Below are 18,775 nucleotides of genomic sequence, written 5' to 3' on the forward strand. Positions count from 1 at the left end.
CTTTACCAAACGGGCGGCCATGCACTCAACGGCGCGCGGCGCGCGATGAAAAAACAATTGACGCAAAAATGTTTTTTCACGATAAAAGACATTATCCTCAAACGGGCGCATGTCAATCCGCCCACACTCCCAGGTTTACCCAGGACAGCCGCCCGTGAACGCCGCAAGCACCATTCTTCTTTCCCCCGCCGACAATGTCGCGGTCGCCAATGGCCGCATCGAGATCGGTGCGGCGCTGCCCGGCGGCGCGGTTGCGGTGGCGGCGATCGACCCAGGGCACAAGGTGGCGATCAAGCCGATCGCTGCGGGCGAAGCGGTGGTGAAATATGCGCAGGCGATCGGCCGCGCCACTCAAGCCATCGCGCCGGGCGAGCACGTCCACTCGCACAATCTGGTGTTCGAGAGCGGCCGCCTGCCGGTGGTGCCGCCGAGCGAGGCCGAGCACGCCACCGAAGCGGACCGCAAGCGCACCTTCATGGGCTATCGCCGCGCCGATGGTCGCGCCGGAACGCGCAACTTCATCGGCATCATCGCCAGCGTCAATTGCTCGTCCACCGTCTGCCATGCGATCGCCGACGAGGCCAATCGCACGCTTTTGCCGAAATATCCCGGCATCGACGGTTTCGTACCGATCGTCCACGGGCAGGGCTGCGGCATGAGCGCCACCGGCGACGGCATGATGGTGCTGCACCGCACGCTGGCCGGCTATGCCCGCCACCCGAATTTCGGCGGCGTGCTGATGGTCGGCCTGGGTTGCGAGGTCAACCAGCTCACCCTTTACGGCCAAAAGGGCGTCGCGGCGGGAAAGCGGCACTTCAACATCCAGGAGGCCGGCGGCTCGCGCAAATCCGTCGAGCGGGCGATGGGCGTGCTGGCCGAGATCGCCGAGGAAGTCGGCCAGTTGCAGCGCGAACCGATCCCGGTCAGCGAGATCGTCGTCGGCCTGCAATGCGGCGGCTCGGACGGCATGTCCGGCATCACCGCCAATCCGGCACTGGGAGCGGCGGTCGATATCCTGGCCGGCTGCGGCGGCATCGGCATCCTGTCCGAGACGACCGAAATCTACGGCGCCGAGCATCTGCTTGCCTATCGCGCCGCCTCGCCCGAGATCGCCGCCAAGCTCGACGGCTTTGTGAAATGGTGGGAGGACCATACAGCCAAGCACGGCGCCTCGATCGACAACAATCCCTCGCCGGGCAACAAGCGCGGCGGCCTGACCACGATCCTGGAGAAGTCGCTGGGTGCTGTTGCCAAGGGCGGTCAGACGCCGCTCAACGGCGTCTTCGGTTACGCCGAGAAGGTCAGCGGCAGCGGCTTGGTGTTCATGGACACGCCCGGCTACGATCCGGTCTCGGCCACCGGCCAAGTGGCCGGCGGCGCTAATGTCATCGTCTTCACCACCGGCCGCGGCTCCTGCTTCGGCTGCCGTCCGACGCCGTCGATCAAGGTCGCCACGAACTCGACCATGTACCACCAGATGGAAGAGGACATGGACGTCAATTGCGGTGTCATCGCTTCCGGCGAGAAGACGATCGCCGGCATGGGCCGCGAGATCTTCGAGCTGATCATCGAGACGGCGTCCGGACGCAAGACCAAGAGCGAGGCGTTCGGCTACGGCGACAACGAGTTCGTGCCCTGGCATCTCGGCGCGACGCTCTAAATAGTCGAAACGACCGCCAGTCGAACGGCAAAGGGAGGCTTTGATGAACAAACGCCGGATCGGCGCGACCGCGCTCGAAGTCACCGAAGTCAGCTTCGGCGGCGCCGCCATCGGCGGCCTTTATCGCGCCTGTCCGCGCGAGCCCGCAATGGAAACGCTGCAAGCGGCCTGGGACGGCGGGCTGCGTTACTTCGACACCGCGCCCTTCTACGGCTTCGGCCTGTCGGAGCGGCGCACAGGCGATTTCCTGCGTGAGAAGCCGCGCTCCTCCTATGTGCTCTCGACCAAGGTCGGCCGCCTGTTCCGGCCGGTGCCGGAGGACCAGGTTCCCGATCACTCCTATGTCGATCCGCTACCCTTCGCGCTCGACTACGACTATTCCTATGACGGCATCATGCGCTCAGTGGATTTTTCCTACGCGCGGCTCGGCCTCAACAAGATCGACATCCTGTTCGTCCACGACATCGGCGTCTACACGCATGGCGTCGAGAAGACGAAGCTGCATTTCCGTCAGCTGATGGACGGCGGGCTGAAGGCGCTGGAGGAGCTGAAATCTTCCGGCACGATTTCCGCCTACGGCCTTGGCGTCAACGAGGTCCAGATCTGCCTTGACGTGCTTCGCCGCGCGCCGCTCGACTGCATCCTGCTCGCCAGCCGCTATTCGCTGCTTGATCGCAGCGCCGAGGCCGACCTGCTGCCGCTTTGCCGCGAGCGGCGGACCTCACTGATCATCGGCGGCGTCTTCAACTCGGGCATATTGGCGACGGGACCGGTGCATGGCGCGCATTTCGATTATCTGCCGGCGAGCAAGGATGTTCTCGACCGCGTCAGCGCAATGGAGCGCATCGCCATCGGAGGTGGCTATCCGCTGGCCGCTGCCGCGTTCCAATTCCCTCTGCACGAGCCTGTCGTTGCCTCGGTGCTGACCGGCACCGCCAAGCCCGCGAATCTGACGCGCAATCTCGAACTGCTGGATATCAAGGTGGCGACGGCGGAATTTGCCAAATACGATCCTTATACGATCGTCCAGCAGCTTGGCTGAGATGCGCAGATCCGGCAGACCGATCAGCTGCCACTCGTCACGAAAACGGCATGAGACACCGCTTGCATCGATCCGGGCAATGCACTATCAAAATCCGGCAAATGTTTTTTATTGATAAAGTTCCGTTTGGCTCGCGCCTATCCAGATGGAGCTTCCGAACCTTCACCGGGCGACTTTAGGGAGGAACCTAATGAAATTCGTAACCAGCCTTCTCAACCGCCGCGCCTTCGTGGCTTTAGCCGCCGCCTCGATGCTCGCCGGTGCGATGCATTCGGCACCCGCCTCGGCGGCCGACGTGACCATCCCGATCATCGTCAAGGACACCACTTCTTTCTACTGGCAGATCGTGCTGGCCGGCGCCCGCAAGGCCGGCAAGGATCTCGGCATCAACGTGCCGGAGCTTGGCGCCCAGGCCGAAACCGACGTCAACGGTCAGATCTCGATCCTCGAGAACGCCGTCGCCGGCAATCCGGCCGCGATCGTGATCGCGCCGACCGAGGCCAAGGCGCTCGGCAAGCCGATCGACGAGGCGGCGACCAAGGTCAAGGTCATCGGCATCGACTCCAGCGCCGAATCCAAGGCTTTCACCTCCTTCCTCACCACCGACAACGTTCAGGGCGGCCGTGTCGCGGCTGACGGTCTCGCCGCCGCGATCGGCGCCGCCAATGGCGGCAAGGTCGAGGGCAAGGTTGCGCTGATCACCGCGCTGCCCGGCGCCGGCTCGCTCGAGCAGCGCGCGCAAGGGTTCAAGGAACAGCTCAAGGCGAAATATCCCGGCCTCGAACTGGTCGCCGACAAATATGCCGACGGTCAGGCCACCACCGGCCTCAACATCGCGACCGACCTGATCACCGCCAATCCGGACCTCAAGGGCATCTTCGCCTCGAACCTGATCATGGCGCAGGGCGTTGGCCAGGCGATCGCCGAGAACAACCTCGCCGGCAAGGTGGCGCTGATCGGTTTCGACAGCGACGAGAAGCTGATCAAGTTCCTCAACGACGGCGTCATCTCCGGCCTCGTCGTCCAGGATCCGTACCGGATGGGCTACGACGGCATCAAGACCGCCTTAGCCGCCTCGAAGGGCGAGAAGGTCGAGGCCAATGTCGACACCGGCGCCAATCTCGTCACCAAGGACAACATGAAGGATCCGAAGATCGACGCGCTGCTCAACCCGAAGCTCAACTGATCTTCGCGACATTCGTTTCCGGGGCTTCGCCGCCCCGGAAACATCGCCGCGGACAGTTTGGAAATCCGCCGGCTTGCTTTAGGCTCTGCCTTCTAGATGCGCGCAAGACGCATCGCTGCGTATCCAACGGTTGGATCAATCTGGGAGGAAGTCATGACGTCGACGGCGCAGGAACTACACCCGCCCCCCACGCTGAAACCGGGCAGGACCATCCTCGAGTTGAAAGGCCTGGAAAAGCGCTATCCCGGCACGCATGCGCTGAAGCCGGTGGACCTTGCCTTCAAATCGGGCGAGATCCACGCCATCGTCGGCGAGAACGGCGCCGGCAAATCGACGCTGATAAAGCTTTTAACCGGCGTCATGCCGCGCACCTCCGGCGAAGTCGTCTGGGAAGGTAAGCCCGAGGCCCTGGCCACGCCACACGAGGCGATGGCGCTCGGCATCAATGCCGTCCACCAGGAGGTCGTGCTTTGCCGCCACCTCACCGTCGCCGCCAACATGTTCCTCGGTGAGGAGAATTCCCGCTTCGGTCTCTTGCAGCAACGCGCCATGGTGAAGGAAGCGCAGAAGATAATCGATGGCCTCGGCTTCGACCTGCCAGCGCATGTTATGCTCGGCGACCTCACCATCGGCCAGCAGCAGCTGATCGCCGCCGCCCGCGCCACGGTACGCGGCACAAAGTTCCTCATCTTCGACGAGCCGACCGCCTACTTGACCCGCAAGGAGGCCGACCAGTTGTTCAAGCTGATCCGCCGGCTAAAGGGCGAAGGTGTCACCATCATCTATATCAGCCACCGCATGGAGGAGGTGTTCGAGCTTGCCGATCGCGTTTCGGTGCTGCGCGACGGCACCCTCGTCGGCACCCGCAACATAGCCGAGACCAGCGAGCCGGAACTGGTCAAACTGATGATCAATCGCTCGATCGAGCAGATCTACCACAAGGAGCATTTCACGCCGGGCGCGACGATCGTCGAGACGCGGAATCTGTCCGGCAAGGGTTTCGAGAACGTCTCGGTGACTGTCCGCGCGGGCGAGATCGTCGGACTTTACGGCTTGATCGGAGCCGGCCGCAGCGAGTTCGTCACCACGCTTTACGGCCGCCACAGGAAGTCGGCCGGTCAGATCCTGTGGCAAGGCAAGGAGGTGCAAGTCAACTCCGAGCATGACGCGATAAGGCTCGGCATGGCCCTCGCCCCCGAAAGCCGCCGCGACCAAGGCCTCTGCCTCAACCTGCCGGTCGGCACGAATCTCAACCTGCCGATCTACAAGCGCATCTCGAGCAATCTTCTGATCTCAGGCTCGCGCGAGAAGGCCGAGGCCGATCGCCAGATAGCCGATCTCAGGATCAAGACGCCGACGCGCCATGCGCTGGCCTCCAGCCTGTCGGGCGGCAACCAGCAGAAGATCGTCATCGGCAAATGGCTGGCGCATGGCGCCAAGCTGTTCATCTTCGACGAGCCGACGGTCGGCGTCGATGTCGGTACCAAGGCCGAGATTTACCGGCTGTTCTCGACGCTTCTGTCCAAGGGCGCCGGCATCATCCTGATCTCGTCCTACCTGCCGGAAGTCTACGAGCTCGCCGACACGCTGCATGTGTTCCGCCGCGGCAAGCTGGTCGCCACGCATGGCTTCCGCACCGCCAGCCATGAGGACATTTTGGGCCAAGCGCTGGCCGAGAAACAAGAAAAGACGGGAGGACGAAAATGAGCACCGAGGCGATCCCCTCCGAAAAGCCGAAGCGCAATTACAACGCCCTGTTCGGGCTGACGCTGCTCGGCTTGTTGCTTTTGATGTGGATCGTGCTGGCGGTCGCCACACCCTCCTTCGCCACGACGCTCAACATCACCAATCTTTTGCGTCAGGGTTCGCTGATCGCCATCCTCGCGGTCGGCCAGACCTTCGTCATCATCACCGGCGGCATCGATCTCTCGGTCGGTGCCGTGGTCGGCTTCACCACCGTCATCGTGGCGCTTCTGATCAATGCCGGCTGGCCGATCTGGGCGGCTGTGCTCATTACCTTGCTCGCCGGCGTCGCCATCGGCCTGTTCCACGGCTTCGGCATCGTCAAGATGGGCCTGCCGCCCTTCATCATCACCCTGGCCACGATGACCTCGCTGCGCGGCATCGGTCTCTTGATGACCAACGGCAATTCGATCTCGATCAACAGCGACTCTTTCCAGGCCTTCTCGCGCGGCTCGCTGCTCGGTATCCCCTACCTGTTCTGGATGGTGATCCTGGTCGCCATACCGTCCTATGTGTTCCTGCACCACACGCGCTGGGGCCGCTATTTGTTCTCGGTCGGCTCCAATGCGGAGGCCGCGCGCCTTTCCGGCGTGAACGTGCCGCGCACCATCTTCATGGCCTATATCCTGTCCGGCCTGCTCGCGGCTTTCGTGGGTGTGCTGCTTGCCTCGCGCATCGGCATCGGCAACCCGACCCAGGGCGACACTTATGAGCTGCAGGCCATCGCCTCGTCGGTGATCGGCGGCACCTCGCTGTTCGGCGCCATCGGCTCGGTGCATGGACCGCTGATCGGGTCCTTCATTCTTTCAACGATCAACAACGGCGCCAACCTGCTCAACGTCAACACCTTCTGGCAGCGCGTCATCACCGGCCTGCTGATCATCGTCATCGTCTACTTCGACGGCCTGCGCCGTCGCGGCAAATAATCGTTCCTGAAATGACGCGCCGGCCCCAATCGAGCGGGGCCGACGCCCCTTCTAACACTGGATCAGCGCATGAAAGCCGTCGTCTGCCGCTCGCCTGGCGATCTTGTTCTCGAAGACCGCGCCGAACCCGGCGCGCCGCCGCCCGGCTGGGCGCGGATCGCAGTCAGCCATGTCGGCATCTGCGGCACCGACTATCACATCTTCGAAGGCAAGCACCCGTTCCTCGCCTATCCACGCATCATGGGCCACGAGGTCTCGGGCACCGTCGTCGAGCGCGGTGAAGGCGTCGAGCTTGCCATCGGCGAGCCGGTGATCATCAACCCCTATCTCGCCTGCGGCAAATGCGTTGCCTGCCGGCACGGCAAGCCGAACTGCTGCGTGCAGATCGAGGTGCTTGGCGTCCATCGCGACGGCGCCATGTGCGACGACATCCTGGTGCCGGGGCAGAACCTTTATCCGGCAAATGGCCTATCGCTGGCCGATGCCGCCGCCGTCGAATTCCTGGCCATCGGCGCACACGCCGTGCGGCGCTCGCTGAGTGCGCCCGGCCAGCGCACGATGGTCATCGGCGCCGGTCCGATCGGCCTTGGCACGGCACTGTTCGCCCGCATCGCCGGCCTCGATGTCAGCCTGCTCGACATGAGCTCAGAACGGCTCGGTTTCGCCGAAAGCGAGCTCGGCTTTACCGCACTCGACGGCTCGAAAGCGCCGGCAGCCGATCTGGTGCGGCAGGCGTCCGGCGGCGAAGGCTTCGACCTTGTGTTCGACGCCACGGGCAACACGCAGTCGGTGCAGTCCGCCTTCACCCATGTCGCGCATGGCGGAGCGCTGGTGCTGGTCAGCGTCGTCAAGGACGACATCGCCTTCTCCGATCCCGAGTTTCACAAGCGCGAGATGACGCTGGTCGGCAGCCGCAATGCGCTCAGACCAGACTTCGACCATGTCGCCGCCTCGATCCGCAACGGCGCCGTGCCGCTGGAGAAACTCGTCACCCACCGCACGACCCTTGCCGATACGCCGCGCGATCTAGCGCGCTGGGCGCACGAAAAATCCGGGTTGATCAAAGCGGTCATCGAGGTCGGATAGGGAGGCCCGACCCGCCCGTGGATGACGACCTCAGGGGTTGTCGCCCTTGACGACGGATGTCGAAGGCTAATCGCCGGCCGACAACTTCAGCTCCACTCGCTCGGCCGGGAACCGCGACTCCGCGAACTGGATCGGCTGGCCGTCCATCGTGACATTGATGGCGATCGTGACCAGCACGATGGCGCCCGGCTGCAGCTCGAGATCGACAAGATCGTCCGCATCGGCGTGGCGCGCCGACAGCACCGTCGAGCGCCTCAGATAGTCGTTGATGCCGAAACGCATAAGCGAGGCGGTGATCGATCCCGTCTCGGCCATCGCGGTCTCGATGCCGGCGAAGCGCTTGGCATCGAACCAGGTCGTCGCCCGTGACACCGGATGTCCGTCGGCTTCGCCGCGCGTCTCCAGTCGGATCACGCTCGATCCCCTGGCAATGCTCAGCGCCTCGGCGATGCGGCGGCTGGCCGGCTCGGTCGATGAGGACAGCAGAGCGATGTGCCGCTCGGTCGTCTGTCCCTGCAGGCCGCTCGAGAAGCGGGTGCGCGCGCCGATCGGATAAGACAGGCGCTTGCGCGACAAGACGAAGGTGCCGCGCCCCTGCTCGGCCTTGAGCACGCCTTCCTGCACCAGCGCGGCAATCGCGCTGCGCACCGTGTGGCGGTTGACGCCATAGCGTTCGGCCAGCGCCACCTCAGGCGGCAGCGCCGCATTCTCGGTGAAATCGCCGCTGGCGATCCCCTGCAATATCTTGTCGGCGATCTGCCGCCAGAGCGATACGCCGTTGCGCCTTTCGATACTGCTCGCCCGCTCGATCAATTTTGCCCCCAATCACTTTTCCCCCGTCTGTCATGCGCCCGTCATCGACTCTCGGTAGGAGGTAAGTATAATTTGTATAGTTGTCTATATCAATAGACAAGTCATATTGTGCAAAGGAGTTGGAGCGATGCGAGGACAGGAAGCGCGCGAGCAGGCCGAGAGGAAAGGCATCATGGCGACGCTGGCGCACGCGCCAGCCGACGAGATCGCGCGGCTGTGGAACGGCTCCGGCCTGCCCTCCGAGGCCGAGCTGCTGCGCGGCCCGGAGACCGGCTTGGTGACGGTGCGCGGGCGGATCGGCGGCGGCGGCGCGCCGTTCAATGTCGGCGAGGCGACCGCGACACGCGCCACCGTGCGGGTGCCCTCCGGACAGGTCGGCCATTCCTACGCGCTCGGCCGCGACAAGGGCAAAGCCAGGCTCGCCGCAATCGCCGACGCGCTCTGGCAGGACCCGGCCTATCGCGAGACCATCGAGTCGAAGCTGGTCGCGCCGTTGCGCGCGGCGCTCGATGCGGCGCGCGAGAAGCGGCGCGTCGAGACGGCGGCCACGAAAGTGGATTTCTTCACCATGGTGCGCGGAGAGGACTGATGGAGATCGCCGCGCAATCGATCGAGGGCGGCTTCGCCGATCCGGTCTTCAATGCGCAGACCGCGTTCCGCGCCATCATGGACGCGATGGCGCGCCCCGGCAGCGTGCAGGCGCTGCCGCCGCTCGCCCAGCCGCCGGCGCCGCTGTCGGCGACCGCCGGCGCGGTGGCGCTTTCGCTCTGCGACAACGACACGCCGATCTGGCTCGATCCGTGGCTGCAGGCGGAAGCTTCGGTCAAGGCGTGGCTCGGCTTCCACACCGGCGCGCCCCTCGCAAACACGCCGGCCGACGCGCATTTCGCTTTGATAGCCAACCCGGCGGGGATGGCGGCGCTCGACGGCTTTTCGCAAGGCACGCAGGAATATCCCGACCGCTCGACGACGCTGATCCTGCTCACCGACGATCTCGTCTCCGGCCCGTCGCTGCTCCTCGAAGGCCCCGGCATCGAGAAGACCGCGACGATCGCGCCGACCGGCATGCCGCGCCATTTCGTCGAGCAATGGAAACAGAACAACCAGCGCTTCCCGCGCGGCGTCGACATCATCCTGGCGGCGCCTGGCAAGCTCGCCTGCCTTCCGCGCACCACCCGCATCAAAACGATGGAGGCATGACATGTATGTCGCGGTGAAAGGCGGCGAAGCCGCCATTGCCAACGCCCATCGCCTGCTTGCCGATCGCCGGCGCGGCGACCGCTCGGTGCCGGCGCTGCGCCTCGACCAGATCGTCGAGCAGCTGGCGCTCGGCGTCGACCGGGTGATGAGCGAAGGCTCGCTCTACGACCGCAAGCTTGCAGCTTTGGCCGTCGTTCAGGCACGCGGCGACTTGATCGAGGCGATCTTCCTGCTGCGCGCCTACCGCACCACGCTGCCGCGCTTCGGCTACACCAACCCGGTCGACACCGGCGCCATGCAGCTCGAGCGGCGCGTGTCGGCCACCTACAAGGATCTGCCCGGCGGCCAAGTGCTCGGCCCGACCTTCGACTACACCCACCGCCTGCTCGATCCGCAGCTTGCCGCCGGCGCCGAGATCGAAGACCCCGCGCAACGTCCGGCCGAGGCCGAGGCGATGCCGCGCGTTTCCTCGATCCTCGCCCATGAAGGGCTGATCGAAGCGGACGGCGACATGCCGCTTGACTATGTGCCTGGCGACATCACCCGCGAGCCGCTGCAATTCCCGATGGCGCGCGACATCCGTCTGCAGGCGCTGTCGCGCGGCGACGAAGGTTTTCTCCTGGCGCTCGGCTATTCGACGCAGCGCGGCTATGCCCGCAACCACCCTTTCGTCGGCGAGGTCCGGATCGGCGAGGTCGAGCTGGAGCTCGACGTCCCGGAGCTGCCTTTCACCGTGCCGCTCGGCTCCATCCGCGTCACCGAGTGCCAGATGGTCAACCAGTTCAAGGGCTCGGCCAAGGCGCCGCCGCAATTCACCCGCGGCTACGGCCTGGTCTTCGGCCAGAGCGAGCGCAAGGCGATGGCGATGGCGCTCTGCGACCGCGCGTTGCGCGCGACCGAACTTGGCGAGGATGTGATTGCCGCGGCGCAGGACGAAGAGTTCGTCATCTCGCATTCCGACAATGTCCAGGCGACCGGCTTCGTCGAGCACCTGAAGCTGCCGCACTATGTCGACTTCCAGGCCGAGCTCGACCTGGTTCGCCGAATGCGCGCCGAATACCAGGACCGTGAAAATCAGGACAAGGCGGAAGAGAAGAGGGAGGCGGCGGAATGATTTCAGTCGTCTCGGGCGCCACCATGACCAGCGCTGTAGTGGCTATTATGTGCCTCGTTGAATCCGTTGCTGCCAGCAATAGTCTCACCGCTCGCACTTTCCTTCGGCGCGGGCAGAAACATCTTACGCAGCGCAAAAGCCGCAATGACGGCGAACGCCAGCAACAGCACTGCAAGACGCATCCAACCGGTAGTATCCATTTTGGCCTACTCTCGCGTCTGGGTTGCCAAATGCATAACACAGAGCGCGTGTGATCGCCATGACCGACATCGCCACCTACAACTTCGCCTATCTTGACGAGCAGACCAAGCGGATGATCCGCCGCGCCATCCTGAAGGGCATCGCCATTCCTGGCTACCAGGTGCCCTTCGCCTCGCGCGAGATGCCGATGCCTTATGGCTGGGGTACCGGCGGCGTGCAGGTCACCGCTTCCATCATCGGGCCGGACGATGTGCTCAAGGTCATTGATCAGGGCGCCGACGACACCACCAACGCCGTCTCGATCCGCGCCTTCTTCAAGAAGGTCGCCAAGGTCGCCGTCACCACCGAGACGGCGAAGGCGACCATCATCCAGACGCGTCACCGCATCCCCGAGCATCCGCTCAACGCGGGCCAGGTGCTGGTTTTCCAGGTGCCGATCCCCGAACCGCTGCGCTTCCTCGAGCCGCGCGAGACCGAGACCCGCAAAATGCATGCGCTCGAGGAATACGGCCTCATGCATGTGAAGCTCTACGAGGACATCGCCAGGCACGGCCGCATCGCCACCACCTACGCCTATCCGGTCAAGGTCGAGGGCCGCTATGTGATGGACCCCTCACCGACGCCGAAATTCGACAATCCGAAGATGCATCGTTCGCCGGCCCTGCAGCTCTTCGGCGCCGGCCGCGAGAAGCGCATCTATGCGGTGCCGCCCTTCACCGACGTCGTCAGCCTCGACTTCGAGGACCATCCCTTCGAGGTGCAGACCTTCGACCAGCCTTGCGCGCTCTGCGCCGCCGAGAATGTCTATCTCGACGAGGTCATTCTCGATGACCATGGCGGCCACATGTTCGTCTGCTCGGACACCGACCATTGCGAGAAGCGGCGCGCCGACCCTTCCTCCCCCTTGTCGGAAGGTCGCGCCGAAGGCGCGGGTGGGGGTGACCTGGCGGCGAGCCCTGCAACCCCCAGCCCGGCGCTGCGCGCCGCCCCTCCTCACGACGGAGAGGGTAAGGAGGCAAGATGACCGACGAACCGCTACTGCGCGTCTCCGAGCTTTCCAAATTCTACGGCTCGCGCGTCGGCTGCGAGGCGATCTCCTTCGACCTCTGGCCGGGCGAGGTGCTGGCGGTGGTCGGCGAATCCGGCTCGGGCAAGACGACGCTGCTCAACTGCTTGTCGACCAGGCTGCTGCCCTCTTCCGGTACGGCCAGCTACCGCATGCGCGACGGCCAATGGCGCGAGCTCTATCGGATGAGCGAGGCCGAGCGCCGCTTCCTGATGCGTACCGACTGGGGCTTCGTTCACCAGAACCCGGCGGACGGCTTGCGCATGACGGTGTCGGCCGGCGCCAATGTCGGCGAGCGGCTGATGGCCGTCGGCGACCGCCACTACGGCAGGATCCGCGCCACCGCCGTCGACTGGCTGTCGCGTGTCGAGATCGACGAGGACCGCATCGACGACGAGCCGCGCGCCTTTTCCGGCGGCATGCGCCAGCGCCTGCAGATCGCCCGCAACCTGGTGACGGGACCGCGGCTGGTGTTCATGGACGAGCCGACCGGCGGCCTCGACGTTTCCGTGCAGGCGCGCCTGCTCGATCTGTTGCGCGGGCTGGTCACCGACCTCGGCCTCGCGGCAATCGTCGTCACCCATGACCTCGCCGTGGCGCGGCTCTTGTCGCAGCGCATGATGGTGATGAAGGACGGCCGCGTCGTCGAAAGCGGCCTCACCGACCGCGTGCTCGACGACCCGCGTGCGCCTTACACCCAGTTGCTCGTTTCCTCGATTTTGCAGGTGTGACCCGCATGATCCCGAAAAGTGGAAGCCGGTTTTCGGATCGGATCATGCGGAAAGACAAAGGACTCTAGTATGGCCACGCCTCTCGTTGTCTCGGACGTCGCAAAGAGCTTCACCATGCATCTGCGTGACGGCGTCACGCTGCCGGTGGTGGCTGGCGTCTCGTTCTCGATCCGCGCCGGCGAATGCGCCGTGCTTGGCGGGCCGTCCGGCGCCGGCAAAAGCTCGATCCTGAAGATGCTCTACGGCAACTACGCCGTCGATGAAGGCCAGATCATCGTCCAGCACGCGGGCGGGCTGATCGATGTCGCCTCCGCCAACCCGCGCGCTGTGCTAGCCATACGCCGGCAAACGATCGGCTATGTCAGCCAGTTCCTGCGCACCGTGCCGCGCGTACCGGCACTCGACGTCGTTGCCGAGCCGCTGGTCGAGCGTGGCGCGGACCGGGAGGCCGCGCGCGACAAGGCACGCGAGCTTCTTTCGCAGCTCAATCTGCCGGAAAAGCTCTGGGCGCTGCCGCCCGCGACCTTCTCCGGCGGCGAGCAGCAGCGCGTCAACATCGCGCGCGGCTTCATCACCGAGCATCCGATCCTGCTGCTCGACGAGCCCACCGCCTCGCTCGACGCGAAGAACCGAGATGTCGTGGTCGAGCTCATCGCCGGCAAGAAGGCGGCGGGCGTCGCCCTGCTCGGCATCTTCCATGATCAGGACGTTCGTGATGCGGTGGCCGACCGCATCATCGACGTCACCGCCTTCGCCGCAGGCAGGGTCGCCGCATGAGCAAACTTTCGGAGGCGCCGCTCGTCCATCCGACGGCACAGGTCGAAAACTCGACGCTCGGCCGTTGGACCGAGATCGCCGAGCGCAGCCGCGTTTCTGAATGCGAGCTCGGCGACTATTCCTACATGATGCAGGACTGCGCCGCATGGTGTTCAACCATCGGCAAGTTCTCCAACATCGCGGCGAGCGTGCGCCTCAACGCCACCAACCACCCGACCTGGCGGCCGACGCTGCACCACTTCACTTATCGCGCCTCCGACTATTGGGACGACGCCGAACATGAAAGCGAGTTCTTCGCCGAGCGCCGCGCCAAGCGCGTCACCATCGGCCACGACACGTGGCTCGGCCATGGCTCGACCATCCTGCCCGGCGTGACCGTCGGCGACGGCGCGGCCGTCGGCGCCGGCGCCGTGGTGTCGAAGGATGTCGCGCCATACACCATCGTTGCCGGCGTGCCGGCAAAGCCGATCCGCGAGCGCTTCGACCGCCGCACGGCCGAGCGCTACCAGGTGCTTGCCTGGTGGGACTGGGACCATGCCCGGTTGCGCGCAGCGCTCGACGATTTCCGCGAGCTCTCGGCAGAGGCTTTCCTGGAGAAGTATGGCGGCTAACGATTGTGAATGGGCAGCAGTGAATGGCAGCAAGGAGAGAACCATTCATCGGTTGCCTGTGGGTCGTAACAAAACTGACATCGATCCGACACCCCAGCTTCATCGGCCTGCGCTAGCGAGGGTTAACAGACCTGCAAAACCGCGACGGACTGGAGCTTTGGTATGTCGGCATCATCGGCCACGCTGGAAATCCGCGGCATAACCCGACGATTTGGCAAGAACACCGCCGTCAGCGATATCAACGTCTCGATCCCGCAGGGCCAGATGGTCGGCATCATCGGCCGTTCCGGCGCCGGCAAGTCGACGTTGTTGCGCATGATCAACCGTCTGATCGATCCCAGCCAGGGATCGATTTTTTTCGATGGCGCCGAGGTCTCGCGCCTGCAGGGCTCGCCGCTGCGCCGCTGGCAGCGCGACTGCGCCATGATCTTCCAGCAGTTCAACCTGGTGCCGCGCCTCGATGTGCTCACCAACGTGCTGCTCGGCCGCCTCAACCACCGCTCCACGCTGTCCAACCTGCTCGGCATGTTCTCGCGCACCGAATGCGCCGAGGCGGTCGCCGCGCTCGAGCGCCTCGACATCGCCCGCACTGCGCTGCAGCCGGCGGGCACGCTCTCCGGCGGCCAGCAGCAGCGCGTGGCCATCGCGCGCGCCATGATGCAGCAGCCGAAGGTGCTTTTGGCCGACGAGCCGATCGCCTCGCTTGATCCGCTGAACGCCAAGGTGGTGATGGATTCGCTGCGCGACATCAATTTGCGCGAAGGCATCACCGTCGTCACCAACCTGCACACGCTGGACACCGCCCGCGCCTACTGCAACCGCATCATCGGCATGGCCGCCGGCAAGGTCGTCTTCGACGGCGCGCCCGAGGACCTCGACCGCGACGCCGTGCGCACCGTCTACGGCGCCGATGCCAACGGCGTCGAGATTTCCGAGGCCATCACGTCGACCAGCGTCAGCATCAAGCCGAAGATCACCGCATCCGCCGGCCCGCTCGAACCAGCCTTCCCCGGCTACTGAGTCCAGCGCCCCGGCCGAAGCGGTTCCGGGCAGATTTTGGATTTCGGCAAGAGCAACCTGGATCGCCCGCCCGCGTCAAAGGCTGAACTCAAAAATTCGAACGCTGCCGGCGCGAAGCCGGCAAAAACAGGAGAGAGGTCAAATGTTCAGGAAAATGGTTTTTGGCGCCGTGTCGATACTGGCCATGGCCGCAAGCGCAGCGCATGCCGCCGACATCAAGGAGTTCCGCGTCGGTATCCTCGGCGGCGAGAACGAAACCGACCGCCTGCGCAACTACCAGTGCCTTGCCGACCACCTGAAGGCCGAGTTCGGCTTCGAGAAGGTGTCGCTGTTCCCGGCCGCCGACTATGACGGCGTCATCCAGGGCCTGCTCGGCGGCACGCTCGACTTCGCCGAGCTCGGCGCGTCCGGCTACGCCAGCGTCTATCTCAAGGATCCGAACGCCGTCACTCCGATCCTCACCACCAAGCAGACCGACGGCTCGACCGGTTACTATTCGATCGGCCTGGCGCTGAAGACTTCCGGCATCACCGACATCAAGTCGGCCAAGGGCAAGAAGCTCGGCTATGCCGACCCGGATTCGACCTCGGGCTATCTGATCCCGCTGACCCAGATTCCGAAGGACACCGGCGCCTCCAACGAGACCTACTTCGCCTCGACCCAGTTCAACGGCGGCCATGAGAACAACATCCTCGCCGTCCGTGACGGGAAGGTCGATGTGGCGGTGGACGATTCTTCGGGCATCGGCGATTTCAAGAACGGCTACACCTCCGGCACCTTCCACAAGGAAGTCGCCAAGGGCGCCGTCGACCCGAACGACTTCGTGGAAGTGTGGCGCTCGGGCCTGATCCCGAACGGTCCGCTGGTCGTGCGCACCGCGCTCGGCACTGAGATGACCGCCAAGCTCGCCGACTTCTTCACCCAGCTGCCGACCAAGGACAAGCCTTGCTTCGAAGGCGTCGAGGGCGGCGACTTCACAGGCTACGTGCCGGTCAAGCCTGACTTCTACAACGTCATCATCGAAGCCCGCAAAGCCGCCATCGGTGGCTGACGGCATCAGGAAAAGGGCGGCGTGTTGAAGCGCCGCCCTTTTGCATGCTCCAATCATGACAACCTCGGCGACGATCCACTCCGAAGCGACAAGGCAACAGGCCGATGCCTGGCGGCGCCAGACTTCGCTTCGCCGCTTCTACACCGCGCTCGGCGTCGGCCTGCTGCTGGTCGCCATGTGTGCGACAATGTGGTTTGCCGATGAAGCCAATGCGGGCCATTTCTTCGAGCGGCTGCCGCACATCCTCGACTTCCTGAGCTGGCTGATCCCGAAGGACTGGAACGACGTCTGGCGGGCGCTGTTCGACATCGCCTCGCCGCATGACAAGGGCACGCAGGAATTCAACTTCCCGCTCGGCCGCGTCTATATCTGGGGCGGCTTCTACATCCCCGAATATTTCGAGCTGATGCTGACCACCGTCAACGTGGCGCTGGTCTCGACCTTCATCGGCTTCGTCTTCGCGGTTCCCTTCTCCTTCATCGCCGCGCGCAACCTGACGCCGAGCCCGATCCTGCGGCTGGTGGTCAAGCGTCTGATGGAATTGCTGCGCGCCTTTCCGGAGATCGTCATTGCCGGCCTGTTCGCGGCCATCGTCTCGATCGGCCCGGTCGCCGCCATCATCGCCATCGGCCTGCATTCGATCGGCGCGTTGGGCAAGCTGTTCTACGAGATCAACGAGAACATCGACATGCGCCCCGAAGAGGGCCTGCGCGCGGTCGGCGCCAACTGGATCGAGCGGGTGCGCTTCGCCGACCTGCCGCAGGTCCTGCCCAACTTCATGTCCTACACGCTGCTCAGAATCGAGATCAATGTTCGCATCTCGACCATCATGGGCGCGGTCGGTGGCGGCGGCATCGGCGAGGAGCTGAAGCTTTCAATCTCGCGCGGCTTCGGCGCCAAGACGCTGGCGCTGGTGCTGCTGCTCTTCGTCACCATCTTCCTCGTCGACCAGTTCTCCGCCTGGCTGCGCCGCAAGCTGGTTGGTGAGCAAGCCTTCCCGATGAGCGCCTGACATGGCAACGATGACAGTCGACGAAATCAGTGCGATCGAGGAACGCTTCCCGCAGGTATTCCGGCGGCCTCTGTACAAGCGCTTCTGGCCGCTGCTCCTCATCGCCGGCACCGCGCTTTATCTCGCCTATGCCCTGTGGTTCTTCAGCCTGCCGCAGGTGCTGCGCGAGTCCCACTGGGAGCGCCTGCCGCTCTTCCTGTCGCAATGGATCAGCTACGACCTGCAACCGGAATTCCGCCTCGACCAGCCGGAAATCACCCCCAAATATCCGCGCTTTTCGGCGCTGGGCGAACATCCCAATCCGGATTGGGTGATCAGGAATCCCGATGGCACCTACACCGTGCAGATCGACGGCGAGGCCAAATCCGTCACCTTCGACAAGGCCAGGGCGACGATCGTCGCATATGGCGAGACCATTCCAATCTCGCTCACCGGCGGCAAGCCGGTGGTGACTGGCCCGGTGCCGGACTGGGTCACCGTCCATGATGACGAAATCGTCGCCAAGCTGGGCTTCGTCGGCGAGGTGCGCGTCACCGTCGACCGCGTCAAGGTGCGCAAGCGCTTCCTCGGCTGGGCGAACTTCGTCTTCGACACGCGCTCGCCCTTCTTCGGCAAATCGGCCGGCGAGGTGTTCTCGCTGATCATCTCGGGACCGGAGCTTAAGCCCGGCACATCGAACCTTGCCTTGGCCGCCGACAACATCTGGAACAACGCGCAGTGGCAGCATGGCGACGTCTGGACGAAGCTGCTGCAGACCATCGTCATGGCGTTTTTGGGGACGCTGCTCGGCGGCATCGTCGCCTTCCCGCTCTCCTTCTTCGCCGCCCGCAACATTACGCCGAGCGGCTTGCTCAGCCAGGTGCTGAAGCGGTTCTTCGATTTCATGCGCTCGGTCGACATGCTGATCTGGGCGCTGTTCTTCACCCGCGCCTTCGGACCCGGTCCGCTCGCCGGCAGCGCCGCGATCTTCTTCACCGAGATCGGCACATTGGGCAAAACCTATTCCGAAGCGCTGGAGAACATCGACGACAAGCCGCGCGAGGGCGTGCAGTCGACCGGCGCCAATGGTCTCTTGGTGCAGCGCTACGGCGTGCTGCCGGAAGTGGTGCCGGTCTTCATCAGCCAGACGCTCTACCAGTGGGAATCCAACACCCGCGGCGCCACCATCATCGGCGCCGTCGGCGCCGGCGGCATCGGCCTGAAGCTGTGGGAAGCGATGCGCACCAATTCCAACTGGGCCAACGTCTTCTACATGGTGCTGCTGACGCTGGCCGTCGTCTTCATCTTCGACAACATCTCGAACTTCCTGCGCCGGAGGCTCAGCCGCACACTGCATGACTACAACAGGTTGCAGGCTGAGCAGGGGTAATTTCGCGCCTTCGTCATCCACGGGCGGAGCAAGGAGCGAAGCGACGCGGCGCAGACCCGAGGATCCATTCCGTTACCTGAGCCGTAGAATACAGCGGTGCAGAATTCTGCATCGCTGCGCCGCGTCGACGTCACGGAATGGATCCTCGGGTCTCCGCGTCCGCTTCG

At 64.5% G+C, this 18,775-nt stretch carries 18 protein-coding genes and 1 pseudogene; 17 read left to right on the forward strand and 2 right to left on the reverse strand.

Features of this window, described 5'->3' with window-relative positions:
- The first annotated feature begins 154 nt into the window (after positions 1–154).
- The 6 genes from CK224_RS24745 to CK224_RS24770 all read left to right on the forward strand — a co-directional run bounded on the left by CK224_RS24745 (position 155) and on the right by CK224_RS24770 (position 7,643).
- Positions 155–1,660: an altronate dehydratase family protein gene (locus CK224_RS24745; protein WP_067004128.1), complete on the forward strand. Its 1,506-nt coding sequence runs from the start codon at positions 155–157 to the stop codon at positions 1,658–1,660.
- Between the two features lie 43 nt (positions 1,661–1,703).
- Positions 1,704–2,702, forward strand: a complete 999-nt coding sequence (locus CK224_RS24750) for an aldo/keto reductase (protein ID WP_095783554.1) — start codon at positions 1,704–1,706, stop codon at positions 2,700–2,702.
- A 190-nt stretch (positions 2,703–2,892) separates the two neighbouring features.
- Positions 2,893–3,888, forward strand: a complete 996-nt coding sequence (locus CK224_RS24755) for an ABC transporter substrate-binding protein (RefSeq protein ID WP_067004132.1) — start codon at positions 2,893–2,895, stop codon at positions 3,886–3,888.
- Between the two features lie 153 nt (positions 3,889–4,041).
- A complete protein-coding gene (locus CK224_RS24760; RefSeq protein WP_067004134.1) occupies positions 4,042–5,595 on the forward strand; it encodes a sugar ABC transporter ATP-binding protein in 1,554 nt (517 codons plus the stop codon).
- Positions 5,592–6,557, forward strand: coding sequence for an ABC transporter permease (locus CK224_RS24765; protein WP_095783555.1), 966 nt, complete (start codon positions 5,592–5,594; stop codon positions 6,555–6,557). Before CK224_RS24760 ends, CK224_RS24765 begins: the two co-directional genes overlap by 4 nt.
- Before the next feature lie 69 nt (positions 6,558–6,626).
- Positions 6,627–7,643 (forward strand): zinc-binding alcohol dehydrogenase family protein, encoded by a 1,017-nt coding sequence (locus CK224_RS24770; RefSeq protein ID WP_095783556.1) that lies wholly within the window; start codon positions 6,627–6,629, stop codon positions 7,641–7,643.
- Positions 7,644–7,709: 66 nt separating this feature from the next.
- Here the strand turns inward: CK224_RS24770 and phnF are convergent, their stop codons facing one another.
- Positions 7,710–8,468 (reverse strand): phosphonate metabolism transcriptional regulator PhnF, encoded by a 759-nt coding sequence (gene phnF / locus CK224_RS24775; RefSeq protein WP_245426188.1) that lies wholly within the window; start codon positions 8,466–8,468, stop codon positions 7,710–7,712.
- Positions 8,469–8,583: 115 nt separating this feature from the next.
- On the opposite strand from phnF, the gene phnG reads away from it, so the two are divergent.
- From phnG to CK224_RS24790, 3 genes are read left to right on the forward strand one after another with little or no spacing between them, the layout of a single operon-like run.
- Positions 8,584–9,045 carry a phosphonate C-P lyase system protein PhnG gene (gene phnG, locus CK224_RS24780; RefSeq protein ID WP_095780105.1) on the forward strand — a complete coding sequence of 154 codons (462 nt, stop codon included), beginning with the start codon at positions 8,584–8,586 and terminating at the stop codon, positions 9,043–9,045.
- Entirely contained in the window at positions 9,045–9,656 is a 612-nt protein-coding gene (gene phnH, locus CK224_RS24785) for a phosphonate C-P lyase system protein PhnH (protein ID WP_095783558.1), read from the forward strand. The genes phnG and phnH overlap by 1 nt, the downstream gene beginning before the upstream one ends.
- Position 9,657: 1 nt before the next feature.
- Entirely contained in the window at positions 9,658–10,770 is a 1,113-nt protein-coding gene (locus CK224_RS24790) for a carbon-phosphorus lyase complex subunit PhnI (RefSeq protein WP_095783559.1), read from the forward strand.
- 2 nt (positions 10,771–10,772) lie between these two features.
- Here CK224_RS24790 and CK224_RS24795 read toward each other — a convergent pair whose 3' ends face one another.
- Positions 10,773–10,970, reverse strand: a complete 198-nt coding sequence (locus CK224_RS24795) for a hypothetical protein (protein WP_067004148.1) — start codon at positions 10,968–10,970, stop codon at positions 10,773–10,775.
- Between the two features lie 59 nt (positions 10,971–11,029).
- Between CK224_RS24795 and CK224_RS24800 the strand changes: the two are divergent.
- The 8 genes and pseudogenes from CK224_RS24800 to phnE (CK224_RS24835) form a co-directional block, all read left to right on the forward strand.
- Positions 11,030–11,857, forward strand: a pseudogene (locus tag CK224_RS24800) (alpha-D-ribose 1-methylphosphonate 5-phosphate C-P-lyase PhnJ); the annotation flags it as partial.
- A gap of 134 nt (positions 11,858–11,991) precedes the next feature.
- Positions 11,992–12,768 carry a phosphonate C-P lyase system protein PhnK gene (gene phnK / locus CK224_RS24805; protein ID WP_095783560.1) on the forward strand — a complete coding sequence of 259 codons (777 nt, stop codon included), beginning with the start codon at positions 11,992–11,994 and terminating at the stop codon, positions 12,766–12,768.
- A gap of 69 nt (positions 12,769–12,837) precedes the next feature.
- On the forward strand, positions 12,838–13,545 hold the full coding sequence (phnL, locus tag CK224_RS24810; RefSeq protein ID WP_095783561.1) for a phosphonate C-P lyase system protein PhnL: 708 nt from the start codon (positions 12,838–12,840) through the stop codon (positions 13,543–13,545).
- Positions 13,542–14,156: a DapH/DapD/GlmU-related protein gene (locus CK224_RS24815; RefSeq protein WP_095783562.1), complete on the forward strand. Its 615-nt coding sequence runs from the start codon at positions 13,542–13,544 to the stop codon at positions 14,154–14,156. Before phnL ends, CK224_RS24815 begins: the two co-directional genes overlap by 4 nt.
- 162 nt (positions 14,157–14,318) lie before the next feature.
- Positions 14,319–15,176 carry a phosphonate ABC transporter ATP-binding protein gene (phnC, locus tag CK224_RS24820; protein WP_095780111.1) on the forward strand — a complete coding sequence of 286 codons (858 nt, stop codon included), beginning with the start codon at positions 14,319–14,321 and terminating at the stop codon, positions 15,174–15,176.
- A gap of 142 nt (positions 15,177–15,318) precedes the next feature.
- Entirely contained in the window at positions 15,319–16,227 is a 909-nt protein-coding gene (gene phnD, locus CK224_RS24825; protein WP_067004158.1) for a phosphonate ABC transporter substrate-binding protein, read from the forward strand.
- A 55-nt stretch (positions 16,228–16,282) separates the two neighbouring features.
- Positions 16,283–17,239 carry a phosphonate ABC transporter, permease protein PhnE gene (gene phnE / locus CK224_RS24830; RefSeq protein ID WP_095783606.1) on the forward strand — a complete coding sequence of 319 codons (957 nt, stop codon included), beginning with the start codon at positions 16,283–16,285 and terminating at the stop codon, positions 17,237–17,239.
- 1 nt (position 17,240) lies between these two features.
- A complete protein-coding gene (gene phnE / locus CK224_RS24835; protein WP_095783563.1) occupies positions 17,241–18,608 on the forward strand; it encodes a phosphonate ABC transporter, permease protein PhnE in 1,368 nt (455 codons plus the stop codon).
- Positions 18,609–18,775 lie beyond the last annotated feature (167 nt).

The organism is Mesorhizobium sp. WSM3862 (assembly GCF_002294985.1).
Lineage (GTDB): Bacteria > Pseudomonadota > Alphaproteobacteria > Rhizobiales > Rhizobiaceae > Mesorhizobium.